The following is a 19,914-nucleotide window of genomic DNA, read 5'->3' as shown; positions in this document are numbered from 1 at the left end:
GCTCGATCGGACAGGGCTCATCTCGATCGCCGAGGAGAGCACCGATGACATCGGGGCCGCAGGCCCGCCGGGGATGTAGGCGCTGCAGCATCCCGCTGCAAACGCTTTTTCGGCCCTTGTCAGAGAGTCCTCGGGGAATGCCGTGTCCAGAGCCGAGGACGAGCCGGAGCGATGACAAGGATAACGTCCAAGCTATGCGCGTGTCACGTGACTTGTGTCGATCTGTTCCTGCGTGTTACGGGCCGAAGGTCTCCCGAAGCTCAGGAGGCCTCCTCGACACCAAGATCGGTTCGGGCTACTCGGAGTTGACCGTGGGCGTGTGCGAGCGCGTCGCGGAGTTGCCGGTTCTCGGTGCGTAGCGCATCCAGAGCAACGCCGATAAGCCGCCCCTCCAGCACGTCCCGCTTGCCGTCCGTCTCCGGCCCACCGAACAACGGGATCATCCACGCGTCTGGGCTTAGCCGCAGCGCGTGGTGCTCGGCAGCCAGTTCCCTCGCCCGGATGGTCTTGCCAGCCGCCGGCAGGCCGACCATCAGGAACAACCGCTGAGCTTTTGCAGTTCTGTGATGTGCCCCGGCTAGAGACAAACCTGCACAACTTGATCGTGACTGCACCCAGGTTTAGCTGGGAAGATGCTCGGCCTGACCTGGGATTCGCCCTGCTGGAGCGGTTGCAGGTTGGTACTTCCGGACCCGGCTCAGTGCGCTGGCGATCGGGACGCTCCCCGGGGTTCGCGGGCATGGCTCTCGTTGCGCCGGCAACGACTACGGTCGTAGATCCAGTAAACAAGGAGCCGATGAGAGCGCACCTGACCGAGGCGCGTCGAGCAGGATCGGATCGGTCCAAACCCGCAGTCTTCCGCACAACCGACGACCGGCAGCGCTTCAGGCAGGTGCACCGTTCGGGTCGATCTTCCACCGTTGCAGGAACTCGCGGACGGTCAGCACGTCCAACTGATACCGGACCTGATTCGCCAGGGTGCCATCCGTCCACGCGGGCGTCCGTAGCAGCGTCTGACCGGTGTCGCGGCGAGTGACGACGAGGTGGCCCCGGACGGTCGGGGTGGTCACGTCGGCGTTAGGGCTGCCGTGAGTGGCGAGGAGGAGCGCCTCGACCACCTTGCGCGCGAGCTCGTGCAACCACCGGACCTTGACCATGTGCGGCACCGGTAGGCCGCTGGCGAGGTGCCGGTGATCCGGTCCTTTCCGGCGGCCCTCGGCCCGAACCCGCCGTGCCGGTTTCCCGGCAACGGGTTCTCCAGTGACTGCTACGTGAGCGTGTTGTTGCCGCGCTCACGCAGGATGCGGCGGTCGCGGCGGCGCATACATGGCCGTGCGGTTGATCGAGGGTTGGGTGTTCGTGGAGGGCGACGTCGACGCGATCCTCGCCGCTCGGCTCGAAACGCTATTCGATCTGCTGTAGCGGCACTGCGACGGCATTCGCTCACGGTCGCGAACCGATCGCTACCCACCGTTACGGCCGACCGATCGCGTCGGCGCTCAGTCGGGTTTGATATGTGGGTGATCGTGAGGCTCCCTGGGTCAGGCACGCAGCGCCTCGATCACACTACGGATCACGCAAAATCTTAAAACGGCAGCTCAGCACCTTAATTTGAGTCGTATATTGACTTGCTTTGGGTGTCGGCATAGCCTCCGGTGGATCTGTTAACAGTCTTGACAGATCTGACCTCTGCCGTCACCGGGACGGTCGGCCGGGGACTGCTCCCGCCCGACACGGGACCACCCCCATCACACGGTCCGGTGCGGGCGCCGCCCAGAAAGGGACCCGCACGTGACATCCTCAACCACCGCCCGACGCCGGCCGCGCCGCCGCGTAGGGCTCGCCATCGCCGCGACGGTCGCCACCGTCGTCGGCGTGACCGTCGCCGGCGTGACGGCCGCCTCGGCCGCCTCCACCGGGCCGATCACCGGAATTGGCGGCAAGTGCGTCGACGTCGCCGGCGCCAGCTCGGCCAACGGCACCGCGGTACAGCTGTGGACCTGCAACGGCACCAGCGCCCAGTCATGGACGGTCGGCAACGCCGACAACAGCATCCAGGCGCTCGGCAAGTGCCTCGACGTGACGGCGGCCAGCACCGCCGACGGCGCCAAGGTGCAGCTCTACGACTGCAACGGCACCGGCGCGCAGAAGTGGACGGCCAGCAACGGCCAGCTCGTCAACACCGGCTCCGGCAAGTGTCTCGACGCGACCGGGGTCAGCTCGGCCGACGGCACCCGGCTGCAGATCTGGACCTGCGGCGGCGGCGCCAACCAGAAGTGGACGCTGCCCGGCGGCGGCCCCACCAACCCGCCCACCAGCACCCCGCCGACGACCACCAAGGCGTTCCCCTTCGCGCCCTACATCGCCACGTTCATCGGTGACGACGTGGCGAAGTTCGCCACCGACAGCGGGCAGAAGTTCTACACGCTCGGATTCGTCAACGGCACCGGCAACTGCCAGCCGATCTGGTCGACCGACGACAATCGGTTGCGGGGCAACGTGGCCCGGCTGCGCGCGATGGGGGGCGACATCATCGTCTCCTCCGGCGGCTGGGACGCGGATGACCTGGTCAACCACTGCTCGACACCGGCAGCTGTCGCCGCCGCATATCAGAGCGTGCTGACCGCGTACGGGACGACCTACCTGGACATCGACGCCGAGCACGGCACCGTGCACAACAACCTCGACCGCGCGGTGGTCGACAAGCGCAACGACGCACTGAAGATCATGCAGGACAACCTGCGCGCCGCCGGCAAGACGTTCCACCTCTCGTTCACGCTCGGGGTCACCCCGGCCGGCGGCCTCAGCGGCGAGAACCTCTACGTCCTGCAGTCGGCGGTCGCCCGCGGCCTCGCATTCGAGGTGGTCAACCTGATGACCATGGACTACTACGACGGCGTGTCCGGCAGCCGGATGGGTCAGGCCAGTATCGACGCCCTGAAGAAGGTTCAGGGCCAGCTGAAGGTGCTGCTGCCCGGGCGCAGCGACGCGCAGCTGTGGGCCATGATCGCGGCAACCCCGATGATCGGTCAGAACGACAATCCGACCGAGAAATTTACCCTCGCTGACGCGCAGCTGCTGCTCGCCTTCGCTCAGCAGCAACACATGGCCCGACTGAGCTTCTGGGCGATCAACCGCGACTTCGGATGCGCCACCGGCACCCTGAGCGGTACCTGCAGCGGCATCACCCAACCGAACTACGGCTTCAGCAACATCTTCCGGCAGTTCACCGGCTAAGCAGCGCCTCGACCTGCCCACCCAGGACACTCACGGCAACGTCCGTGCCCGCCTCGAGCTCGCCCGCGCCGGCGCACCCAACCTCCGCGCCGGCGCGGACAGTTCTGGCAATGCCGTGCCGGACCTCGTCGTCCTCGACGGGGTCGTCGCACAGCCCGGCCAGCCGACGGCGCTGCGGGCGAGGCGTCCAGCCGTCAGGCCCGGACCAGCATCACGGCGGGGATCGGCCTGCGGCGGTACCACCGCGCCCTGTGCCGTCACCCCGCCGACCGCGACATCAGGGTGTCGCGGCTGCTCGCGGTCCGCGACGTGCTCATCGCCGAGAACCGCCCGATCTGCGCAACATCGCTGCGCCCGCGTTCGTGTCGCTGACCGGTTCCATCCGTGGCAGAACCTTGGCCAGGCGGTCGAGAAGACAGTCAACGAGCATCGCGCCCAGTTGGGTGTACCGGCGCCGCAGATCCCGGCGGATGAAGCTCCAGTAAGGGCGCCAAAAAGACTGCGCTGCAACGGATTCGCAGCCGCGACAGTGCGCTGAACCGACTCGCGAGTCATGTGCGGCTTTCGCCGTCATGATGGCCGGCCGGCACGGCGACCGGCTCGAAGACTGGATCACCGCGGTTGAACGAGACACTCTGGCACCGTTGGCGTCCTTCGCCAGGAATCTCCGTCGCTACGACGAAGCCGTCCACAATGGACTTGCGCTGGTCTGCAGCTCGGGCAAGGTCGAAGGCGCCGTCAACCGCATCATTCTGTGGAATCGAATTTTGTCAAGTTGGTGTGCTCGTTTGAGCAGTTCAGTGGGCCACTCACGTTGCGGTGCGGTGTCTGGGACGGTGAGCCCGCGGGCCCGTTCGACCTCGTGGAGTTCGGGCGTCGTCAGGGCGCAGACGAGGATGTTGACGCCAGCGGTGCGCAGCGCGGTCATTTCGTCGGTGAGCCAGTCGCCGCCTCGGGGTTTGGCCATGGTGCTGAGCTGTCCGGGGCCGGGTTGGTCGACGGTGAACAGGGTGGGGCGCATGTGTTGCGGGGCCTACTTTCTGGTTGCTGGCAGCACGGTCAGGGGTAGTTGGGCGCGCAGTTGCCGAGGCGTCGGTCGGGTCGACCGGTTTGGTGAACCCGGTGCCGGTCTCCTTGCGGTCACCGGCGCTCCGGGGCGAACGGAACGTTCAGTGCCAGGCCCCGCCGCGTCACGGCCAGGGCCTCACCGATGAAGCTGATACCGATGGAGAGCTGGATGGGGCGTGCCTCGGCGCGCATGCCGAGCTTGTCGGCCAGCAGGGCGTAGGCGAACATCACGACCAGTGAGCCGATGATCGCCACGAACGTCCGGCCGCGGTAGCGCTGCCAGAGGAGGCCGCGCTTCTCGTACACCACGACGAAGGTGCCGCGCAGGTAACCGACGACGAGACCGAGGACCGCACCGCCGATCAGCCGCTTGATCACGATGGCGATCAGGACCACGACGATAATCGCCGCCAGGACCCAGCCGTTCACTGCCGCACCTCCCGTATTTGGCATTGCCGTGCTAATTTATCATGGCATGGTTGTGCTATAAAAGCAGCATGCCGAAGATCGTTGATCCGTTGGAACGCCGGCGTGCGGTGGCCGACGCCGTCCACGTCGTGGTCGCCCGTGAGGGCCTGGAGGCGGCCTCGCTGCGCAATGTCGCCGAGGAGGCCGGCCTGGCGATCGGATCGATCCGGCATTACTTCACCGACCACGACGAGCTGATGATCTTCGCATTGCAGGAGCTCGGCCGGCGAGTCGGTGAGCGGGTCTGGACGCACGCCGACTGGCTGCTGGGGGAGACCGGCAGCGGCCGCGGTGATCGGCGCCGGCGCACTGAGGACCTGCTCGCCGAGTTCCTGCCGCTGGACGCGGTGCGCCGCGACGAGCTGGTGCTCTGGCTCGAGTTCGTGGTGGCGGCCCGGACCCATCCGCCGCTGCTCCGCCACGCCGACGAGATCCAGCAGGCCCTGCACGGGCTGGTGCTGCGGACCCTGCAAGGCGCTCAGCAGGCCGGCGGCCTGCCTGCTGATCTGGATGTGGAGCTGGAAAGCGTCCGGTTGCGGTCGCTGCTGGACGGCCTCGGCATGCAGGCCACCCTGTTCCCCCATCGGTTCCCGCCGGAGCTGCAGCAGGCGGTGGTCCGCCGTCACCTGGACTCGCTGGTCGCCGCGCCCCCCGCCACGCCGGGGCCGGACGCGTCGTAAAGGTCCGGTAGGCGACGTACAGTTGGCTCTCGAAGGCGCGGGCCGGCACGAGTGTGCGGGCAACGATCTGCCACGGTTCCATCAGCGCGGTCGGTACGACCAGCAGCTGCGTCCCGGCCAGCGCGTGCGCCCGGACCAGTTCCGGGAACTCGACGTCGTAGCAGCTTCGGCGGACGCACCGTCAGCCGGATCAAGAAGTCCGACGGCAGCGTCACGCTGATCTCCCCGTACGGCAACGACTCCACCGCCCAAGCCTTCACCGGCATCGCCTCCGACGGCGCCAAGCTTGCGGTGGACTATCGTAGGCCTCATGAACGGCGGCTTCGACCTGTATGAGGAAGTCGCCGCCGGTGTGCGCGACACCGACGGAGCATGGCGGTTCATCCGCCGCTTCGCCAACCACTATGCGCGTCCGATTATCGCCGGTGACGGCTGCGGCGACGACGAGCTGCGCGAGGCGCAAGCCCGGCTTGGTTTCTCGCTACCGGCTTCGCTGCGCGATGTGTACGCGTTGATCGGCCGACGCGATGACCTCACCCGCAACCAAGACCGCATGCTTACTCCAGAACAGCTGCACATCGACGACACAGGACAAGTTCTCGTGTTCCGCGTGGAGAACCAAGCCGTGGCGCAGTGGGGAATTCCGATCTCAAGGCTGACCGAGCCCGATCCGCCCGTCGTGTTCCAGCTGCAGTCGGCCCCGTCGGCGGAATGGGTGTGGCGGCCGTTCTTGGACCGTGTCTCGCTGGCGGGCGTCGAGATGGTGCTGTCGGAATGGATGCTGTCCGGCGATATCGCTGACAACCGCGAGCTCGACGACGAAGCGCTGCGATCCTTGGATAAGACGTTCCGAAGACTGCCGATGCCGGACTACCCACTTTGGGCGGAGCCCGACGGCAGACCGACGCGCTGGTTCAGCGCGCCAGAGGCAATCCTCCGCGACGACGCTGGCCTCTGGTTGTGGGTGCGCGCGGCCACTCCGGAGGCGCGTGCCGCAGTGCGGCACGCGCTGCCCGGCGAGTGGATGATGCACGAAAGCTAGGCGTGGCCAGCGCTGCGCCACATACCCGACCGCAGCCTGCGCGGACAGAGCCCAAGACGATCCGATGCCAACCTGCCGCGCCAACAGTCCCGCGACCTCCACACGGTCGTCCAGTCGCCGGCACAACGCGTAGCTCTCGAACTCACAGACACAGACATGAGGCCAGCGACTCAGAGCCGAATCTGACAAACAAACCAGCTCTCGATCTCGCCAACGAAACCAATGCCCTGTTCGATGCTCTGGCGGTGTGCGTGCGGTCAGGAGCATGCGCCGAGGAGCAGCTCCAACACCGATGCTTAACGGGCGGCTCCGCCGAGATGATGCGCGATGATGAGGGTCAGTGCTGCAATCTGTCCAGGTCAACGACGGTGACGAGGTTTTGGAACCCCACAGGCGCGGGGCGCCGTCGACGTGGATGGTGAAGTACCAGTCGCCGCGGGCGATGGCGGCCATCCGGCCGACGGGCTCATGGCGCCGGGATCCGCCCCCAGCGCCGCGGTCAGGGCGAGGTCTTCGTCGCCGTATGGCCGACGTTCAATCCCCGCGGCCCATCGTATGTTCTTCGACCGCTGCCGGCAGTGCTCAGGACACCGGAGTGTTCGCGTCTCGCCAGGCGATCCGGTCGTAGCCGAACGCCAGGCAGGCGTTGCGCAGCGGACCGGGGACGTTGTCCATCTCAGCACGCAGCACGAACTCTCCATCGATGTTGTACAGCGACAGCAGCACCATGACGTGCGGCCGCGGCGGCGGCAGCGGCGCCTTGATACGGGCCTGCGCGGCGGTGGTGACGACCAGCGTGCCGCCCCACTGCGGCGGTTCGGCGTCGAGTGTGCCGAACAGCAGCAGGCGTTCGAGGTGCCGGGCGGCGAGCAGGTCCAGCGTCACCAGTTGGTGGCCGTTGCGGTCGGCGACGACCAGCGGGCCACCGGTGGTGGCGGCCGGGCCGGTCCGGCCCAGCACCGCGGAGTAGCCGGAGCGCAACTGATAAGCGCAGCCCAGGAAGAACCGGTTCGCTGCGGGCCAAGCCGCCTCGAAGGTGAGTGCGCCGATCCCGGACTGCAGTCGGGTCAGCATGACGGTCGGCTGCTGCGGGGTCAGCATGGTCGGCGCCGACGGGTCGGTCCGGCGCGGGGTGAACGCGGCAGTAGGCCGCCGCGCCGGAACCGGATGCGGCTCCGAGGGGAAGACCGGCTCCGGCTCGGGTGCGGACAGGTCCAGTGACGTGGACGGTGACCGGCTCGGCTCGGGTGCGGACAGGTCCAGTGACGTGGACGGTGACCGGCTCGGCACGGGTGGTGGCGGGTCCGGGGCGGTGGGCGGGCGCGGTGGCCGACGACCGGCGAAGAAGTCGCGGACCGCGGACACCGCGGTCGCCTCGTCCGCCGTCACCTCGGCCGCCGGGCGGCGACGGTGCCGCAGCCACGGCAGATCGGTCCTGAGTGGACGGTCTGCGGGCCCGCTCACAGCGGAACGCCGTAGTCCGCGGCGATCTGGGCGATGCCGCCGGCGTACGCGTCGCCGAGCACCTTGAACTTCCATTCGCGGTTGTGCCGGTACAACTCGCCGAGCGCCAGGCCGGTCTCCTGGGTCAGCCCGGCCGCGAGATCCTCCGACCGGACCAGTTCGACGTTGTCGTCGAGATTGAGCACGCGGACCGAGCAGGAGCGCAACTGACCCAGCGACCGGCGTTGGACGGCGCCTTCGTTGATGTAGAGGACCACGACGATCCGGGACACCTCGGGCGGCACCCGATCCAGGTCGACTTCGATCTGCTCGCTGTCGGCGCCGAGGACCTGCTCCAACTGCCGCACCGACAGGTCCGACGAGGTGAGCTGGTTGAAGAAGACGAAATGCCGGTCGGACAATGCCTTCGTCGTGGCGTCGCACAGGATGGCCGCCACGACGAGGTTGTCGGCGAGCGTGCGCTCGGCGCCGGCGACGAACCGCACGCCGATCACCACGCCGCGCAGCCCGGGAATCTCCCGGGTCAGCCCGACGTTGGCGCCCCGCCTCATCGGCGTCATGGCAGGTCCAGGTCGGAGCCGGAGAACTTGGTTCGCAGGAAGTTCCCCTGGATCAGCAGCGCATCGGCATCCTGGCTGCGCACGGCGACCAGCACGTCCGACACCGACTGCTGGAGGATCTCGAGTTGCTCCAGCAGGGCCTCGGTCGGCTGCGGGCGTTGCCGCGCGGCGTCGTCCAGCGCCAGATAGGTGTGCAACGTCGTGGGCAGATAATCCTCCAGGGTGCCGCGGACGAGCACGACGGCCTGCACGTCCAGTGGCCGGATCTGTGCGGTGCCGACGATTTCCCGCAGCGTATCGGTGAGCCAGCGGGCGCGAGTGACCGCACGACCGGGCAGCCGGCCCGCGTTGCGGTTGATGAAGCGCTCGGCATCCGTCAGCCGGCGCAGCATCGCCACCGGATCGTCCTCGGGGTCGGGGCCGTCCGGAATGCGCGCCGGAGACCCGGCATCGGACTCACGCCTGAACCATCGCACGGAGCAGTCAGCCGCTTTGCTCGTTCCGCCGGACGCGTTCAAGGTAGGGCTTCGCCCGCTCGATTTGCCCCTCGATCGCCTGGACAGTCTGCGCCATGGACTCCACCGCCTGGGCCCGGAACGTGTCGACCGCGTCCATCGTAGCGAAGACGTTGTCGAAGGCGGCCTGCAGCCGGGCGAGGTCGATCGTGGACGTCGCTGCCTGCTCGTTGATGGCCGCGCCCTGCATCCGCAACTGCTGCGCGGTTGCCTCGATGAGGTTCGACGTCGTGGTGCTGAGTGCGGTGATCTGATCGAGAACGATTTTCTGACGGGCGAGCGCCTGCGAGACCATGACCGCGATCCGCAGCGCCGCGATCGTGGTGGTCTGCGCCCGGTCGACGCCCCGGATCAGCTCCAGGTTGTTCCTGCGGATGAGGTCGAGGGCCATGTAGCCCTGCACGTTGACCGCCATCTGGGTCATGATGTCCTGCCGGCGCTGCCGGATGGGGAACAGCACGTCGGCGCGCAGCGTGGCGGCGTCCTCGTCGTTGCCCGCTGCCTCCAGTGCCGCGACCTTCTCCTCCACGGCCTGGTCCAGGGCGGCGGCGAGCTCGTTGTACTCACCGAGCCGCCCCATCGTGGCCCACATGTTGGCCTTCTCGTTCTCGATCGCCGCATTGTCCTTGCGCAGGTCGTTCTGCCCGGCGTCCAAGGCCTTGATGATGGCGTTGAGGTGGGACTGCGCGGACTGGTACTTAGCGAAGTAGCGGTCGATCTTGTCGCCGCCGGGCAGCCACTTCAGCAGCTTCTTCACGCCGGTCAGGTCCGACCGGCTCGGGTCGAGCTCGGTGATCGTGTGGCGCAGATCGATCAGCGTGTTCGAGACGCGGGTCTGTGCGTCGTCGCGTTTGGCGCCCCGGCCCATCGCGGCAGCGGGTCGTTCGAGCATCCGGTTGGACATCTGGGCGGCGGTGCGCATGTCCCGATCGCCCATCGTGGTGATCGACTCGACCTTCTTGGTGAACTCCGGCGACCTGGTGTCGAGCGCCGCGAGTTCGTTGACGAAGGTGGCCGCCTTGGCCCGCAGTTCCTGTTGCTTCTGTGTCGGCACGGGTACCGCGCCCGCGGCCTGCTGTGGCTCGACGACCACAACCGGCGCGGGCGGGGCCAGCACGAGGGCGCCGCCGCCCAGATCCAGCTCGGACATTCCTGGGTCAGCTCCTTTCAGCCGACCCGCACACCGAAGTCGGTGGCGATGCCGTGCAGTCCGGACGCGTAGCCCTGGCCAACCGCTCGGAATTTCCACTCGCTGTTGTGCCGGTAGAGCTCGCCGAAGATCATCGCGGTCTCGGTGGACGCGTCCTCGGTCAGGTCGTAACGAGTGAGTTCGGCGCCGCCGTCCTGGTTGACCACCCGGATGAACGCGTTGCGCACCTGGCCGAACGACTGCCCACGCTGGTCCGCGTCGTAGATCGAGACCGCGAAGACGATCTTCGCACACTCTTCCGGGACCGTGGCGAGGCTGACCAGAATCTGCTCGTCGTCGCCGTCGCCACCGCCGGTCAGGTTGTCGCCGGTGTGCTCGACCGTGCCGTCCGGGCTCTTGAGGTTGTTGAAGAAGACAAAGTGCTGGTCTGATAGGATCTTGCCGGTGCTGCCGAGCATAAGTGCACTCGCGTCGAGGTCGAAGTCGGCGCCTGTGGTCGCCCGTTCGTCCCAGCCAAGGCCGACCACCACCGACCGCAGGTTGGGTGCCTGCTTGGTGAGCGACACATTCCCGCCCTTGGTCAGGCTGACCGACATTGCATCCCCCTCGTACTGTGATCTCCGGAAGCCCCGCGTACGGTTCGCAGCCTAACGAACCATTTGGTCAGAGTGCATACCCAAACGGCTGAAATTCCCGTCTTGCGGCATGACAGCCGTTACTGTCGTGGCCCAACGGCAGACAAGCACGAACAGAGTCATGGATAAGAGTGGAGATCTGGTAATGGGCGTAAGTCTGAGCAAGGGTGGCAACGTCTCGCTCACCAAGCAGGCCGGTCCGGCCGGGCTCACGGCCGTCACGGTGGGTCTGGGCTGGGACGCCCGGACCACGACCGGCGTCGAGTTCGACCTCGACGCGTCGGCCATCGTCGCCGGCGCCGACGGCCGGGTGCTTTCCGACAAGCACTTCGTGTTCTTCGGCAACCTCAAGAGCCCGGACGGCGCGGTCGAGCACACCGGCGACAACGTGACCGGCGAGGGCGACGGCGACGACGAGCAGATCAATGTCCAGCTTTCGGGCCTTCCGGCCGAGGTGGACAAGATTGTCTTCTCTGTCTCGATCTACGACGCGGAGCAGCGTGGGCAGTCGTTCGGCCAGGTGCGCAACGCGTTCATCCGGGTGGTCAACCAGGCCGGCGGTGCCGAGCTCGCCCGTTACGACCTGAGCGAGGACGCGTCCACCGAGACCGCGATGATCTTCGGCGAGCTCTACCGGAACAGCGGCGAGTGGAAGTTCCGAGCGGTTGGCCAGGGCTACGCGTCCGGGCTGCGCGGCATCGCCACCGACTACGGCGTCAACGTCGCCTGAGCATCGTGAATCCGACATTCTTCAGGACGTTCGGCTGGGCGCTGTCCGTAACCGTGCTTGCGCTCGCCGCCTCGTTGGTGCTCGGCGGTCCTGAAGTATTTGTGATCGTCGCTGTCCTGTGTGTGCTGGAAGTGTCCTTGTCGTTCGACAACGCCGTGGTCAACGCCACGGTGCTGGGCCGGATGAGCCCCTACTGGCAGCGGCTGTTCCTGACCGTGGGCATTCTCATCGCGGTGTTCGGGATGCGGCTGGTGTTCCCGCTGGTGTTGGTCGGCATCACTGCGCAGATAGGCCCGGTCGAGGTCATCCGGCTGGCCTTGAAGGGCGGCGAGCAGGACGAACCGGGCACCTATGCCTACCTGCTGCACCAGGCGCACCCCAGCATCGCCGCGTTTGGCGGGATGTTCCTGCTGACGCTGTTCCTCGGGTTCGTCCTGGAGGACCGGCCGGTCCGGTGGCTGAAGTGGCTGGAACGGCCGCTGGGCCGCATCGGCCGGCTCGACCAGGTGTCCGTGGTCATCGCGCTGGGTGCGCTCGTCATCGCGGCGACGACCCTGACCGACGACGCCGGCACCGTGATGGTCGCCGGTGTCCTCGGTATCAGCACCTACGTGCTGGTCAATGCCCTAGGCGAACTGTTCGAGAAAGAAGGCGGCGGCGATGAGCCGGCCGGCATCCACGGCGACGCCGCCGGCGTCGATGTGTCGCTGTCCAGCGGCAACAGCGTCACCCAGGTGGCGGGCAGGGCCGCGTTCTTCCTGTTCCTCTACCTCGAGGTGCTCGACGCGTCGTTCTCCTTCGACGGTGTCATCGGCGCGTTCGCGATCAGCCAGAATATCTTCGTCATCGCCGCCGGCCTCGGCGTCGGAGCGATGTACATCCGGTCCTTGACGGTGTTCCTGATCCGCAAGGGCACCCTGCAGGAATACGTGTACCTGGAACACGGCGCCCACTGGGCGATCGGCGCGCTGGGGGTCATCCTGCTGGTCGGCATCGGCCACGAGGTGCCCGAGATCATCACCGGTCTGGTCGGTGTCGCCTTCATCGCCGCGGCCTTCATCTCGTCGGTGGTGCGCAACCGGCGGGGCGGCCTGGCCGCCGCCGCGGAACAGCGCCGCGAGATGCTCGTGGGCAAACCCTAGGAGATCTCATGCCGATCGACTACACCAAGCGGCCCGCGCAGCCACCCGCCGCTCCGGCGCCGGGGGCCGCTCCGGCCGCTCCGGCCAAGGTGACGCTGACCAAGGCGGCGCCGAAGGTCTCGCTGGCCAAGCAGGGCGCCCCCGCGGGCGTGCTGCGGGTCAATCTCAACTGGAACGCCCGGCCTGAACAGGCCGGGCGGACCGGCCTGTTCAACCGCCAGCCAGCCGGCATCGACCTGGACCTCGGCTGCCTGTACGAGTACAGCGACGGTTCCAAGGGTGTCGTGCAGGCCCTGGGCAACAGCTTCACGGACGAGCACACGTTCGGCCGTGAACCGATCTGCTGGCTCGACGGCGACGACCGCAGCGGCGCCGGCACCGGCGGCGAAAACCTGTTCGTCAACCTCCGTCACCAGGCCGTCATCCGCCGCATCCTGGTCTTCGCGTTCATCTACGAAGGGGTGCCGAATTGGGTCGCCGCGAACGCGGTCGTCACGTTGTTCCCGGTCAGCGGCCCGCAGGTCGAGATCCGGCTCGACGAACCTGACCCGGCAGCGATGATGTGCGCGATCGCCCTGCTCGAAGGCGACGGCACGGGGATCTCGGTCCGCCGGGAGGTCCGCTACGTCCGCGGTGGTCAACAGTTGCTCGACCAGACCTACAACTGGGGCATGCGGTGGGCCACCGGTCGAAAGTGACCATTGACGCGAAAGGGAGGTACGCATGAGCGTAAGCCTGCAAAAAGGCCAGACGGTGTCGCTGTCGAAGGCCGGTGGACCCGCGCTGACCAAGGTGCGGATGGGACTCGGCTGGGACGCGGTGAAGAAGCGCGGGTTGTTCGGAGCGCGGAAGACACAGGACATCGATCTCGACGCGTCGTGTCTGCTCTTCGACCGTGGCGGCGCGCTGGTCGACCAGGTGTGGTTCCGGCAGTTGCGCAGTGCCGGCGGCGCGGTTCAACACACCGGCGACAACGTCACCGGTGCCGGTGAGGGTGACGACGAGAGCATCATCGTCGATCTGCCCGCGTTGCCGACGACGGTGCAGACCTTGGTGTTCGTGGTGAACTCGTTCACCGGCCAGAGCTTCGCGCAGGTGGAGAACGCCTACTGCCGGCTGGTCAACGAGGTCAACGGCGCGGAGCTGGCCCGATATGACCTGTCCGGGTCCGGGCCGCATACCGCGCAGGTGATGTGCAAGGTCGCCCGCGACAGGGACGGGTGGGCGATGACCGCCATCGGTGCCAAGGGGACCGGTCGGACATTCCGGGACCTGCTTCCTGTTGTCGCTGGTCACCTCTGAGAGCGACTGGTGCGCCATTTTGCCCAGCTGCCGGCGGCTGAACGTCGCCGGCTCTTCGCTCTCCCGCCGCTGGAGTTCGCCCGCACGGCCGACCCCGCTACGCTGGCCGTCGGGCTGGGCGCAACGCTCTACATGCCCGGAACTCGGCCGCGCTTGGCCGACGACCTGCAGCGGCTTGCGCTCCTCGGGGTCCTCAGCGCCGTGATCTGCCTGGAGGACGCGATCGGTGACGCGGAGGTTGCCGACGCCGAGCGCAACGTCGTCGCCCAGCTCCGAGACTGTGCCGCCCGTCCGGGCGCCGTACCGCTGGTATTCGTGCGGGTCCGCCGGCCTGAGCAGATCCCGGCGCTTGTTGAGGCGCTCGGGGCGGATGCCCACATCCTGTCCGGGTTCGTCCTGCCGAAGTTCACCGACCTCAACGGCGCCGCGTTCCTCGACGCGCTCGCCGACACCGCAGCGGAGCACGAGCACCCGCTCCTCGCGATGCCGGTCGTCGAGTCGGCCGAGGTCATCCACAAGGAGACCCGCCTCGACACGCTGAGCGGCATTCGCGCCCTGCTGGCCAAGCACCGCAGCAACATCCTGGCGGTGAGGCTCGGGGCGACCGATTTCGCCGCCGCCTACGGCATCCGGCACGGCCCGACGCTCACGGTGTACGACGTCGGAGTTCTCGCCGACGTCATCACCGACGTGGTCAACCTGCTGGGCCGGGCCGACGGTTCCGGCTACGTGGTGACCGGCCCGGTGTGGGAGTACTTCACGCCGGACCTCGACGGGCTATACCGCGAGACGGCCCTCGACCTGGCCAACGGGTTGATCGGCAAGACGGTCATCCACCCCCGCCACCTCCCGGTGGTGCACGCGCTCATGGTCGTCACCGCCGAGGAGTACGCCGACGCCATGGACATCCTGAAATCGAACGGTGAGGACTGGGGTGCGCGTGCGTCGAGCTACGGCAACAAGATGAACGAGTCGAAGCCGCATCGTGCCTGGGCGGAGCGGGTGCTCAGCCGGGCGGCGGCGTTCGGCGTGGCCGCTGAGAACATCGGCGTGGACGACCTGCGCCAGGCCCAGACGTCCACGTGAACGGCACCGGGCACCCCACCCCCTGGGCCGGCCGCTGGGTCACCGAGCGGCTCGGCGTGACGATACGGACCACGGCTTCGCCGGTCGGGCTCACCGTCGCGGACCTGGTCGGGCTGGCGCTGCGGCGCAACCCGCGCCGCGCGCATCTGCTCGTCTCGACCGTGCTGGGCAAGCACGTCCCGGCCGATCCGCGGCTCGTCCTCGGTGCCGGCCTGCTGCTGGGCGCGCTCGTCGGTGACCTGCTGCGCGGAGCCTCGACGCCAGCCGCCGAGCTCGGCACGCAGCTGCGGACCGCCCTCACGCCGCAGGATCCGGGGCGGGCCGCGGCTGCGGCGGCGTTGCCGGCGGCGGTGCCGATCGGCGCCGAGTCCGCTGTGGTCATCGGCTATGCCGAGACGGCCACGGGACTCGGGCACGCCGTCGCCGACGCCCTCGGCGGCGCCGTGTGCCTGCACTCGACCCGCCGGGCCGTGCCCGGCATCGCGCCGCTGGGTGGGTTCACCGAGGAGCACTCGCACGCCACCGAACACCTGCTCCTGCCCACCGACCCGGCCGTGGTCCTCAACGACCTGCCGTTGGTACTGGTCGACGACGAACTGAGCACCGGAACCACCGCGTTGAACACCATCGCGATGCTGCACCGGCTCCGGCCGCGCCGGCGGTACGTCATCGCCACGCTGGTCGACATGCGATCGCCGGCCGACCAGCAGCGGATGGCGCAGGCGGCCGCTGCGCTCGACACCCACATCGAGGTCGTGGCACTGGTCAGCGGTGGCCTGGCGTTCGCCGACACACACGTGCCGGTCGACGTGCCACCGGTAGGCGTGCCCCGGCGGGGGACGGTCGAACAACTCGCCGTCGACTGGCCCGCCGGGCTGCCGGAGACCGGCCGGCACGGCTTCACCCCCGCCGATCGCGCCCGGCTCGACGCGGTCATCACCGACATCGCCGCCAAGATTCCCGTTGACACCGGCCCGCTGCTCGTCCTCGGAACTGAGGAGCTGATGTACACACCGCTGCGCCTCGCCGCCGCACTGGCCGACCGCCTCGGCGACGTCCGATTTTCGACCACCACCCGCTCGCCGGCCGTGGTGGTCGACGATCCGGGATACCCGCTGCGCAGCCGCCTGGTCTTCGCCGCCCACGACAACCCGTCGGACGGCGGCGAGCGCTTCGCTTACAACGTCGATGCGCCCACCGTGCTCGTCGTCGTGGACCCGGCCGGTGACACCCCGGCACTGCACGGTCCCGGCGGCCTGCTGGCCGCGTTGAGCGCGGTCGCGGATCGGGTCCTGGTCGCAAGGGTCGGAGCGCAGCGGTGAATGCTCCGCTGCGGGGACCGCGGTTCGGGTCCTACAAGCCCGACGAGGTCGCGTGGCTCCTCACCGACTTGTCCCACGTGGTGCTGGAGGCGCCCGCCGAGGAACGCGAGGAGGCGATCCAGTCCGGCCAGGCCCACTACGCCGAATCGCTGCCGGTGGAGTATCAGCCGTCCGACGAGTACCAAGCACTGTTCCACGCGGCGCTCGACGCGACCGCACACCGGATCGCCCACGACGTGGGCGTCGTGGCCGAGCAGATTCTGCGCCACCGCGGCGACGACGCCGTGCTCGTCTCACTGGCCCGGGCGGGCACCCCCATCGGCATCCTGATCCGCCGCTGGATCCAGCAGCGGTACGGGCAGACGCTGCCGCACTACAGCGTCAGCATCGTGCGGGGACGGGGACTGGACAATGCCGCCATGCGGTACATCGCCACACAGCACCGTCCGGCCGACGTGATGTTCGTGGACGGCTGGACCGGCAAGGGTGCGATCACCCGCGAGCTGATCGCGGCGCTCAATCGGCTGCGCGAGACCACCGGGCTCAGCTTTCCGCCCGACCTCGCGGTGCTCGCGGACCCGGGCGGATGCGTCCGCTTCTACGGCAGCCGCGACGACTACCTGATTCCGTCGGCGTGCCTCAACTCGACCGTGTCCGGCCTGGTGTCGCGCACCGTGCTCAACGACGCCCTCATCGGTCCCGACGACTTCCACGGCGCCAAGTACTACGCGCACCTGGCCGCCGACGACGTGTCTGCGCTGTTCCTCGACGCGGTGACCGCGCAGTTCGCTGCCGTCGACGTCACGGTCGACCACGACCGGCCGGAGGACCGGTCACCGACCTGGGCGGGATGGCGGACGGTCGAGCGGATCAGCGCCGAATACGGCATCGGCGACGTCAACCTCGTCAAGCCGGGCGTCGGCGAGACGACCCGGGTGCTGCTGCGCCGGGTGCCCTGGCGGGTGCTGATGCGCGCGGACGCCGTCGCGGGGCTCGGGCACGTGCGACTCCTCGCCGAGCAGCGCGGAGTCCCGATCGACGTGGTGGACCACCTGCCCTACTCCTGCATCGGGCTGATCCGGCCCCACGCCGGGTGACGTGTGCCGTGCGACCTTCCGTGACCGTCGCGTCCGATCTGGACCGGACACTCATCTACTCGCGGTCGGCGATCGGGCCGGACGCCGAGGAGGATCAGCTGCATCTGGTCGAGATGTACGAGGGCCGGCCGCAGTCGTTCTACACGCGCAACACCCACCGGCTTCTCGAAGCATTGCGGACGGTGGCCGAATTCGTGCCGGCGACGACCCGGACCGTCGCGCAGTATCGCCGGATCACCTGGGCGACGGAGCCGGCGTACGCGGTCACGTCCAACGGCGGCCGGATCCTTGCCGACGGGCGGGTCGACGACGACTGGTCGGCATGGATCGCGGGTGTGCTGGCGCAGGAGTGCGCGTCGTTCGCCGAGATCGGCGAGCACGTTCGCACGGCCGCGAACCAGGAGGGCGTCCGTGGCTGGCACGAGGCCGACGGAATGTTCCACTACACGGTGGTGGACAGCGCCAGGCTTCCGTCCGGCCTCATCGCCGACCTGACGGGCTGGTGCGGCGAACGCGGCTGGACCGTCTCGATGCAGGGGCGAAAGCTCTACTGCGTCCCGAGGCCGCTGACGAAGGCCGCGGCGGTCGCCGAGGTCCACCGCCGCCGCGGCGGACGCCGCCTGCTGGCCGCCGGCGACTCGATTCTCGATGCGGAACTGCTCGCCAGCGCCGACGCGGCGATCCGCCCGGCGCACGGTGAACTGCACCGCCTCGACTGGTGCTGCCCCGGCCTCACCGTCACCGTGCGCTCCGGCATCCTCGGCGGCGAGGATATCGCCGCCTGGTTCCTGGCCGCCGCCGCGTCGACGGATTCAGGTGTGCCGCAACCACCGTGCGCCGCTCTGAACGCACCATCCGAACCGAACCGGTACGCCCGGCCGACGTGTACGTCGCGCCGATCGACATCAACACCGGACGTACGTACACTCGCACGGCATTGCGTTCGGCCGGCGTGCGGTCAGTACACCGGACCATACTGTCCGACCACTTTCGCCACCGGTCCGGTGGCGGGCGACGAGACTTCCGACCGGGGCGGGGAGAGCACCGGTAGCGCGGGCCCGTGCCGGGGCCGCCGAGACAATGCCTGACGGGATGAGCCGACCAGAGGAGAACGAAGCATGGCCACCGTGCTGGTGAAGGGCCAGAACACCGCGCTCACGGCGAACGACGTGCGGATCGTGGTGGAGGTCGCCTGCCCGACCGACCTCTCGGCGCTGCTGGTGACGAGCGACGACAAGGTGCGCTCCGACGCCGACTTCGTCTTCTACAACCAGCCCGACGGGCCCGGGGTGTCCTGCCGTCAGCCGGGAGCCGCGCAGCCGTGGCACGTCACGGTCAGCACCGGCGCCGTGCCGGCCGACGTGGACAAGGTCCGCATCGTGGTCAGCGTCGACGGTACCGGCCAGCGGTTCGGGCAGGTGGCCCCGCCCGTCGCCCGGATCTTCGACGCGGCCGGAACGGAACTCATCCAGTACGTGATCGGCGGCCTCACGACCGAGAGCATCGTGATCGCGGTGGAGTTGTACCGACGCGGCGGCGCATGGAAGGCCCGGGCCGTCGGGCAGGGATACGCCGGTGGCCTCGCCGACCTCATCCGCGACCACGGCGTGAGCGTCGATGACGCGCCGGCCGCCGCGTCCCAGCCGGCCCCGCCCGCACCCGCCGTGGCGGCACAGTCCGCGCCGACACAGGTGATGGCAGCCCCGGTCGGCGCCGCGCAGCCGCACGGCTACCAGGCGCAGCCCGCGCCCGCGCAGTACGCCCAGCCGCAGCAGCCGGCGCCCGCGCAGTACGCCCAGCCGCAGCAGCCGGCGGAGCAGCCGCTGGGCAGGCCGGGTGCCCCGGTGAGCCTGACCAAGGGCCAGCGGGTCTCGCTGCGCAAGCAGGACGGCTCGGCGCTCACCCTGGTCCGGATGGGTCTGGGCTGGGACCCGCTGCGTAGGCGCAGCCTGTTCGGCAACCGCGAGGCCAGCATCGACCTGGACGCCTCGGCCATCCTGTTCGCCGGCCACCAGGCGGTGGACATCGCCTTCTTCAACCAGTTGCGCACCAAGGACGGATCGGTCGCCCACACCGGCGACAACCGTACCGGTGACGGCGATGGTGACGACGAGTCCATCCTTGTCGATCTGACCCGCGTGCCCGCGCACGTCACGACGGTCATCTTCGTGGTCACCTCCTACGAAGGGCACACCTTCCAGCAGGTCGAGGCCGCGTTCTGTCGGCTGGTCGACGAGACGACCCGTGCGGAACTGGCCCGCTATACGCTTTCCGGCGGTGCCCCGAGCACAGGAATGGTCATGGCCAAGGTCTACCGGGACGGCAACTCCTGGAAGATGATGGCGATCGGCGAGCCCGTGCAGGGCAAACAACCTCTGGAACTGCTCCCCGTCCTGGGCCGTTTCATGTAGCCGTG

At 68.5% G+C, this 19,914-nt stretch carries 21 protein-coding genes; 12 read left to right on the top strand and 9 right to left on the bottom strand.

The window, feature by feature from the left end; translation table 11 throughout:
* Positions 1-260: 260 nt before the first annotated feature.
* Entirely contained in the window at positions 261-533 is a 273-nt protein-coding gene (locus tag Dfulv_RS35135) for an AAA family ATPase (RefSeq protein ID WP_259868582.1), read from the bottom strand.
* A 351-nt stretch (positions 534-884) separates the two neighbouring features.
* Complete coding sequence (locus Dfulv_RS35130) at positions 885-1,157, bottom strand: hypothetical protein (RefSeq protein ID WP_259858127.1); 273 nt, start codon at positions 1,155-1,157, stop codon at positions 885-887.
* A gap of 634 nt (positions 1,158-1,791) precedes the next feature.
* Here Dfulv_RS35130 and Dfulv_RS35125 point away from each other — a divergent pair.
* Positions 1,792-3,237: a ricin-type beta-trefoil lectin domain protein gene (locus tag Dfulv_RS35125; RefSeq protein ID WP_259858126.1), complete on the top strand. Its 1,446-nt coding sequence runs from the start codon at positions 1,792-1,794 to the stop codon at positions 3,235-3,237.
* A gap of 673 nt (positions 3,238-3,910) precedes the next feature.
* Here Dfulv_RS35125 and Dfulv_RS35120 read toward each other — a convergent pair.
* Complete coding sequence (locus tag Dfulv_RS35120) at positions 3,911-4,258, bottom strand: hypothetical protein (RefSeq protein ID WP_259858125.1); 348 nt, start codon at positions 4,256-4,258, stop codon at positions 3,911-3,913.
* A 119-nt stretch (positions 4,259-4,377) separates the two neighbouring features.
* The gene (locus tag Dfulv_RS35115; protein ID WP_259858124.1) at positions 4,378-4,734 is read right to left on the bottom strand and encodes a DUF1453 domain-containing protein; all 357 of its coding nucleotides are present in this window, start codon (positions 4,732-4,734) and stop codon (positions 4,378-4,380) included.
* A 68-nt stretch (positions 4,735-4,802) separates the two neighbouring features.
* Between Dfulv_RS35115 and Dfulv_RS35110 the strand changes: the two genes are divergently transcribed.
* Positions 4,803-5,453 carry a TetR/AcrR family transcriptional regulator gene (locus Dfulv_RS35110; RefSeq protein ID WP_259858123.1) on the top strand — a complete coding sequence of 217 codons (651 nt, stop codon included), beginning with the start codon at positions 4,803-4,805 and terminating at the stop codon, positions 5,451-5,453.
* Positions 5,454-5,763: 310 nt separating this feature from the next.
* On the top strand, positions 5,764-6,495 hold the full coding sequence (locus Dfulv_RS35105; RefSeq protein ID WP_259858122.1) for an SMI1/KNR4 family protein: 732 nt from the start codon (positions 5,764-5,766) through the stop codon (positions 6,493-6,495).
* 582 nt (positions 6,496-7,077) lie between these two features.
* Here Dfulv_RS35105 and Dfulv_RS35100 read toward each other — a convergent pair.
* From Dfulv_RS35100 to Dfulv_RS35080, 5 genes are all read right to left on the bottom strand, one after another.
* Positions 7,078-7,959, bottom strand: a complete 882-nt coding sequence (locus Dfulv_RS35100) for a hypothetical protein (RefSeq protein WP_259858121.1) — start codon at positions 7,957-7,959, stop codon at positions 7,078-7,080.
* The gene (locus Dfulv_RS35095; protein ID WP_259858120.1) at positions 7,956-8,510 is read right to left on the bottom strand and encodes a TerD family protein; all 555 of its coding nucleotides are present in this window, start codon (positions 8,508-8,510) and stop codon (positions 7,956-7,958) included. Before Dfulv_RS35095 ends, Dfulv_RS35100 begins: the two co-directional genes overlap by 4 nt.
* 5 nt (positions 8,511-8,515) lie before the next feature.
* Positions 8,516-8,917: a hypothetical protein gene (locus tag Dfulv_RS35090; RefSeq protein WP_259858119.1), complete on the bottom strand. Its 402-nt coding sequence runs from the start codon at positions 8,915-8,917 to the stop codon at positions 8,516-8,518.
* Between the two features lie 85 nt (positions 8,918-9,002).
* Complete coding sequence (locus tag Dfulv_RS35085; RefSeq protein ID WP_259858118.1) at positions 9,003-10,184, bottom strand: toxic anion resistance protein; 1,182 nt, start codon at positions 10,182-10,184, stop codon at positions 9,003-9,005.
* Between the two features lie 17 nt (positions 10,185-10,201).
* Positions 10,202-10,780 carry a TerD family protein gene (locus Dfulv_RS35080; protein WP_259858117.1) on the bottom strand — a complete coding sequence of 193 codons (579 nt, stop codon included), beginning with the start codon at positions 10,778-10,780 and terminating at the stop codon, positions 10,202-10,204.
* A gap of 184 nt (positions 10,781-10,964) precedes the next feature.
* Between Dfulv_RS35080 and Dfulv_RS35075 the strand changes: the two genes are divergently transcribed.
* The 9 genes from Dfulv_RS35075 to Dfulv_RS35035 are packed head-to-tail and all read left to right on the top strand — an operon-like array spanning position 10,965 to position 19,909.
* The gene (locus tag Dfulv_RS35075; RefSeq protein WP_259858116.1) at positions 10,965-11,549 is read left to right on the top strand and encodes a TerD family protein; all 585 of its coding nucleotides are present in this window, start codon (positions 10,965-10,967) and stop codon (positions 11,547-11,549) included.
* 5 nt (positions 11,550-11,554) lie between these two features.
* On the top strand, positions 11,555-12,691 hold the full coding sequence (locus tag Dfulv_RS35070) for a DUF475 domain-containing protein (protein ID WP_259858115.1): 1,137 nt from the start codon (positions 11,555-11,557) through the stop codon (positions 12,689-12,691).
* 8 nt (positions 12,692-12,699) lie between these two features.
* On the top strand, positions 12,700-13,389 hold the full coding sequence (locus tag Dfulv_RS35065) for a TerD family protein (protein ID WP_259858114.1): 690 nt from the start codon (positions 12,700-12,702) through the stop codon (positions 13,387-13,389).
* A gap of 25 nt (positions 13,390-13,414) precedes the next feature.
* Positions 13,415-13,993: a TerD family protein gene (locus tag Dfulv_RS35060; protein ID WP_259858113.1), complete on the top strand. Its 579-nt coding sequence runs from the start codon at positions 13,415-13,417 to the stop codon at positions 13,991-13,993.
* Positions 13,994-14,002: 9 nt separating this feature from the next.
* Positions 14,003-15,079 carry an HpcH/HpaI aldolase/citrate lyase family protein gene (locus Dfulv_RS35055; RefSeq protein ID WP_259858112.1) on the top strand — a complete coding sequence of 359 codons (1,077 nt, stop codon included), beginning with the start codon at positions 14,003-14,005 and terminating at the stop codon, positions 15,077-15,079.
* Positions 15,076-16,401: a phosphoribosyltransferase family protein gene (locus Dfulv_RS35050; protein ID WP_259858111.1), complete on the top strand. Its 1,326-nt coding sequence runs from the start codon at positions 15,076-15,078 to the stop codon at positions 16,399-16,401. The genes Dfulv_RS35055 and Dfulv_RS35050 overlap by 4 nt, the downstream gene beginning before the upstream one ends.
* Positions 16,398-17,498 (top strand): cysteine protease StiP family protein, encoded by a 1,101-nt coding sequence (locus tag Dfulv_RS35045; RefSeq protein WP_259858110.1) that lies wholly within the window; start codon positions 16,398-16,400, stop codon positions 17,496-17,498. The genes Dfulv_RS35050 and Dfulv_RS35045 overlap by 4 nt, the downstream gene beginning before the upstream one ends.
* A 20-nt stretch (positions 17,499-17,518) precedes the next feature.
* Positions 17,519-18,586: an HAD family hydrolase gene (locus Dfulv_RS35040; RefSeq protein ID WP_259858109.1), complete on the top strand. Its 1,068-nt coding sequence runs from the start codon at positions 17,519-17,521 to the stop codon at positions 18,584-18,586.
* A 30-nt stretch (positions 18,587-18,616) separates the two neighbouring features.
* A complete protein-coding gene (locus Dfulv_RS35035; RefSeq protein WP_259858108.1) occupies positions 18,617-19,909 on the top strand; it encodes a TerD family protein in 1,293 nt (430 codons plus the stop codon).
* Positions 19,910-19,914: the final 5 nt, after the last annotated feature.

Source organism: Dactylosporangium fulvum (genome assembly GCF_025137375.1).
Lineage (GTDB): Bacteria > Actinomycetota > Actinomycetes > Mycobacteriales > Micromonosporaceae > Dactylosporangium > Dactylosporangium fulvum.
The sequence above is the reverse complement of the archived record's forward strand: the minus strand, read 5'-3'. Positions and strand labels throughout refer to the sequence as shown.

Excerpts from the sequence above, each read along its gene's own strand:
- Dfulv_RS35135 (WP_259868582.1), bottom strand. The coding sequence starts at position 533 with ATGGTCGGCCTGCCGGCGGCTGGCAAGACCATCCGGGCGAGGGAACTG.
- Dfulv_RS35130 (WP_259858127.1), bottom strand. The coding sequence starts at position 1,157 with ATGGTCAAGGTCCGGTGGTTGCACGAGCTCGCGCGCAAGGTGGTCGAG.
- Dfulv_RS35120 (WP_259858125.1), bottom strand. The coding sequence starts at position 4,258 with ATGCGCCCCACCCTGTTCACCGTCGACCAACCCGGCCCCGGACAGCTC.
- Dfulv_RS35110 (WP_259858123.1), top strand. The coding sequence starts at position 4,803 with ATGCCGAAGATCGTTGATCCGTTGGAACGCCGGCGTGCGGTGGCCGAC.
- Dfulv_RS35105 (WP_259858122.1), top strand. The coding sequence starts at position 5,764 with ATGAACGGCGGCTTCGACCTGTATGAGGAAGTCGCCGCCGGTGTGCGC.
- Dfulv_RS35095 (WP_259858120.1), bottom strand. The coding sequence starts at position 8,510 with ATGAGGCGGGGCGCCAACGTCGGGCTGACCCGGGAGATTCCCGGGCTG.
- Dfulv_RS35085 (WP_259858118.1), bottom strand. The coding sequence starts at position 10,184 with ATGTCCGAGCTGGATCTGGGCGGCGGCGCCCTCGTGCTGGCCCCGCCC.
- Dfulv_RS35080 (WP_259858117.1), bottom strand. The coding sequence starts at position 10,780 with ATGTCGGTCAGCCTGACCAAGGGCGGGAATGTGTCGCTCACCAAGCAG.
- Dfulv_RS35075 (WP_259858116.1), top strand. The coding sequence starts at position 10,965 with ATGGGCGTAAGTCTGAGCAAGGGTGGCAACGTCTCGCTCACCAAGCAG.
- Dfulv_RS35065 (WP_259858114.1), top strand. The coding sequence starts at position 12,700 with ATGCCGATCGACTACACCAAGCGGCCCGCGCAGCCACCCGCCGCTCCG.
- Dfulv_RS35060 (WP_259858113.1), top strand. The coding sequence starts at position 13,415 with ATGAGCGTAAGCCTGCAAAAAGGCCAGACGGTGTCGCTGTCGAAGGCC.
- Dfulv_RS35035 (WP_259858108.1), top strand. The coding sequence starts at position 18,617 with ATGGCCACCGTGCTGGTGAAGGGCCAGAACACCGCGCTCACGGCGAAC.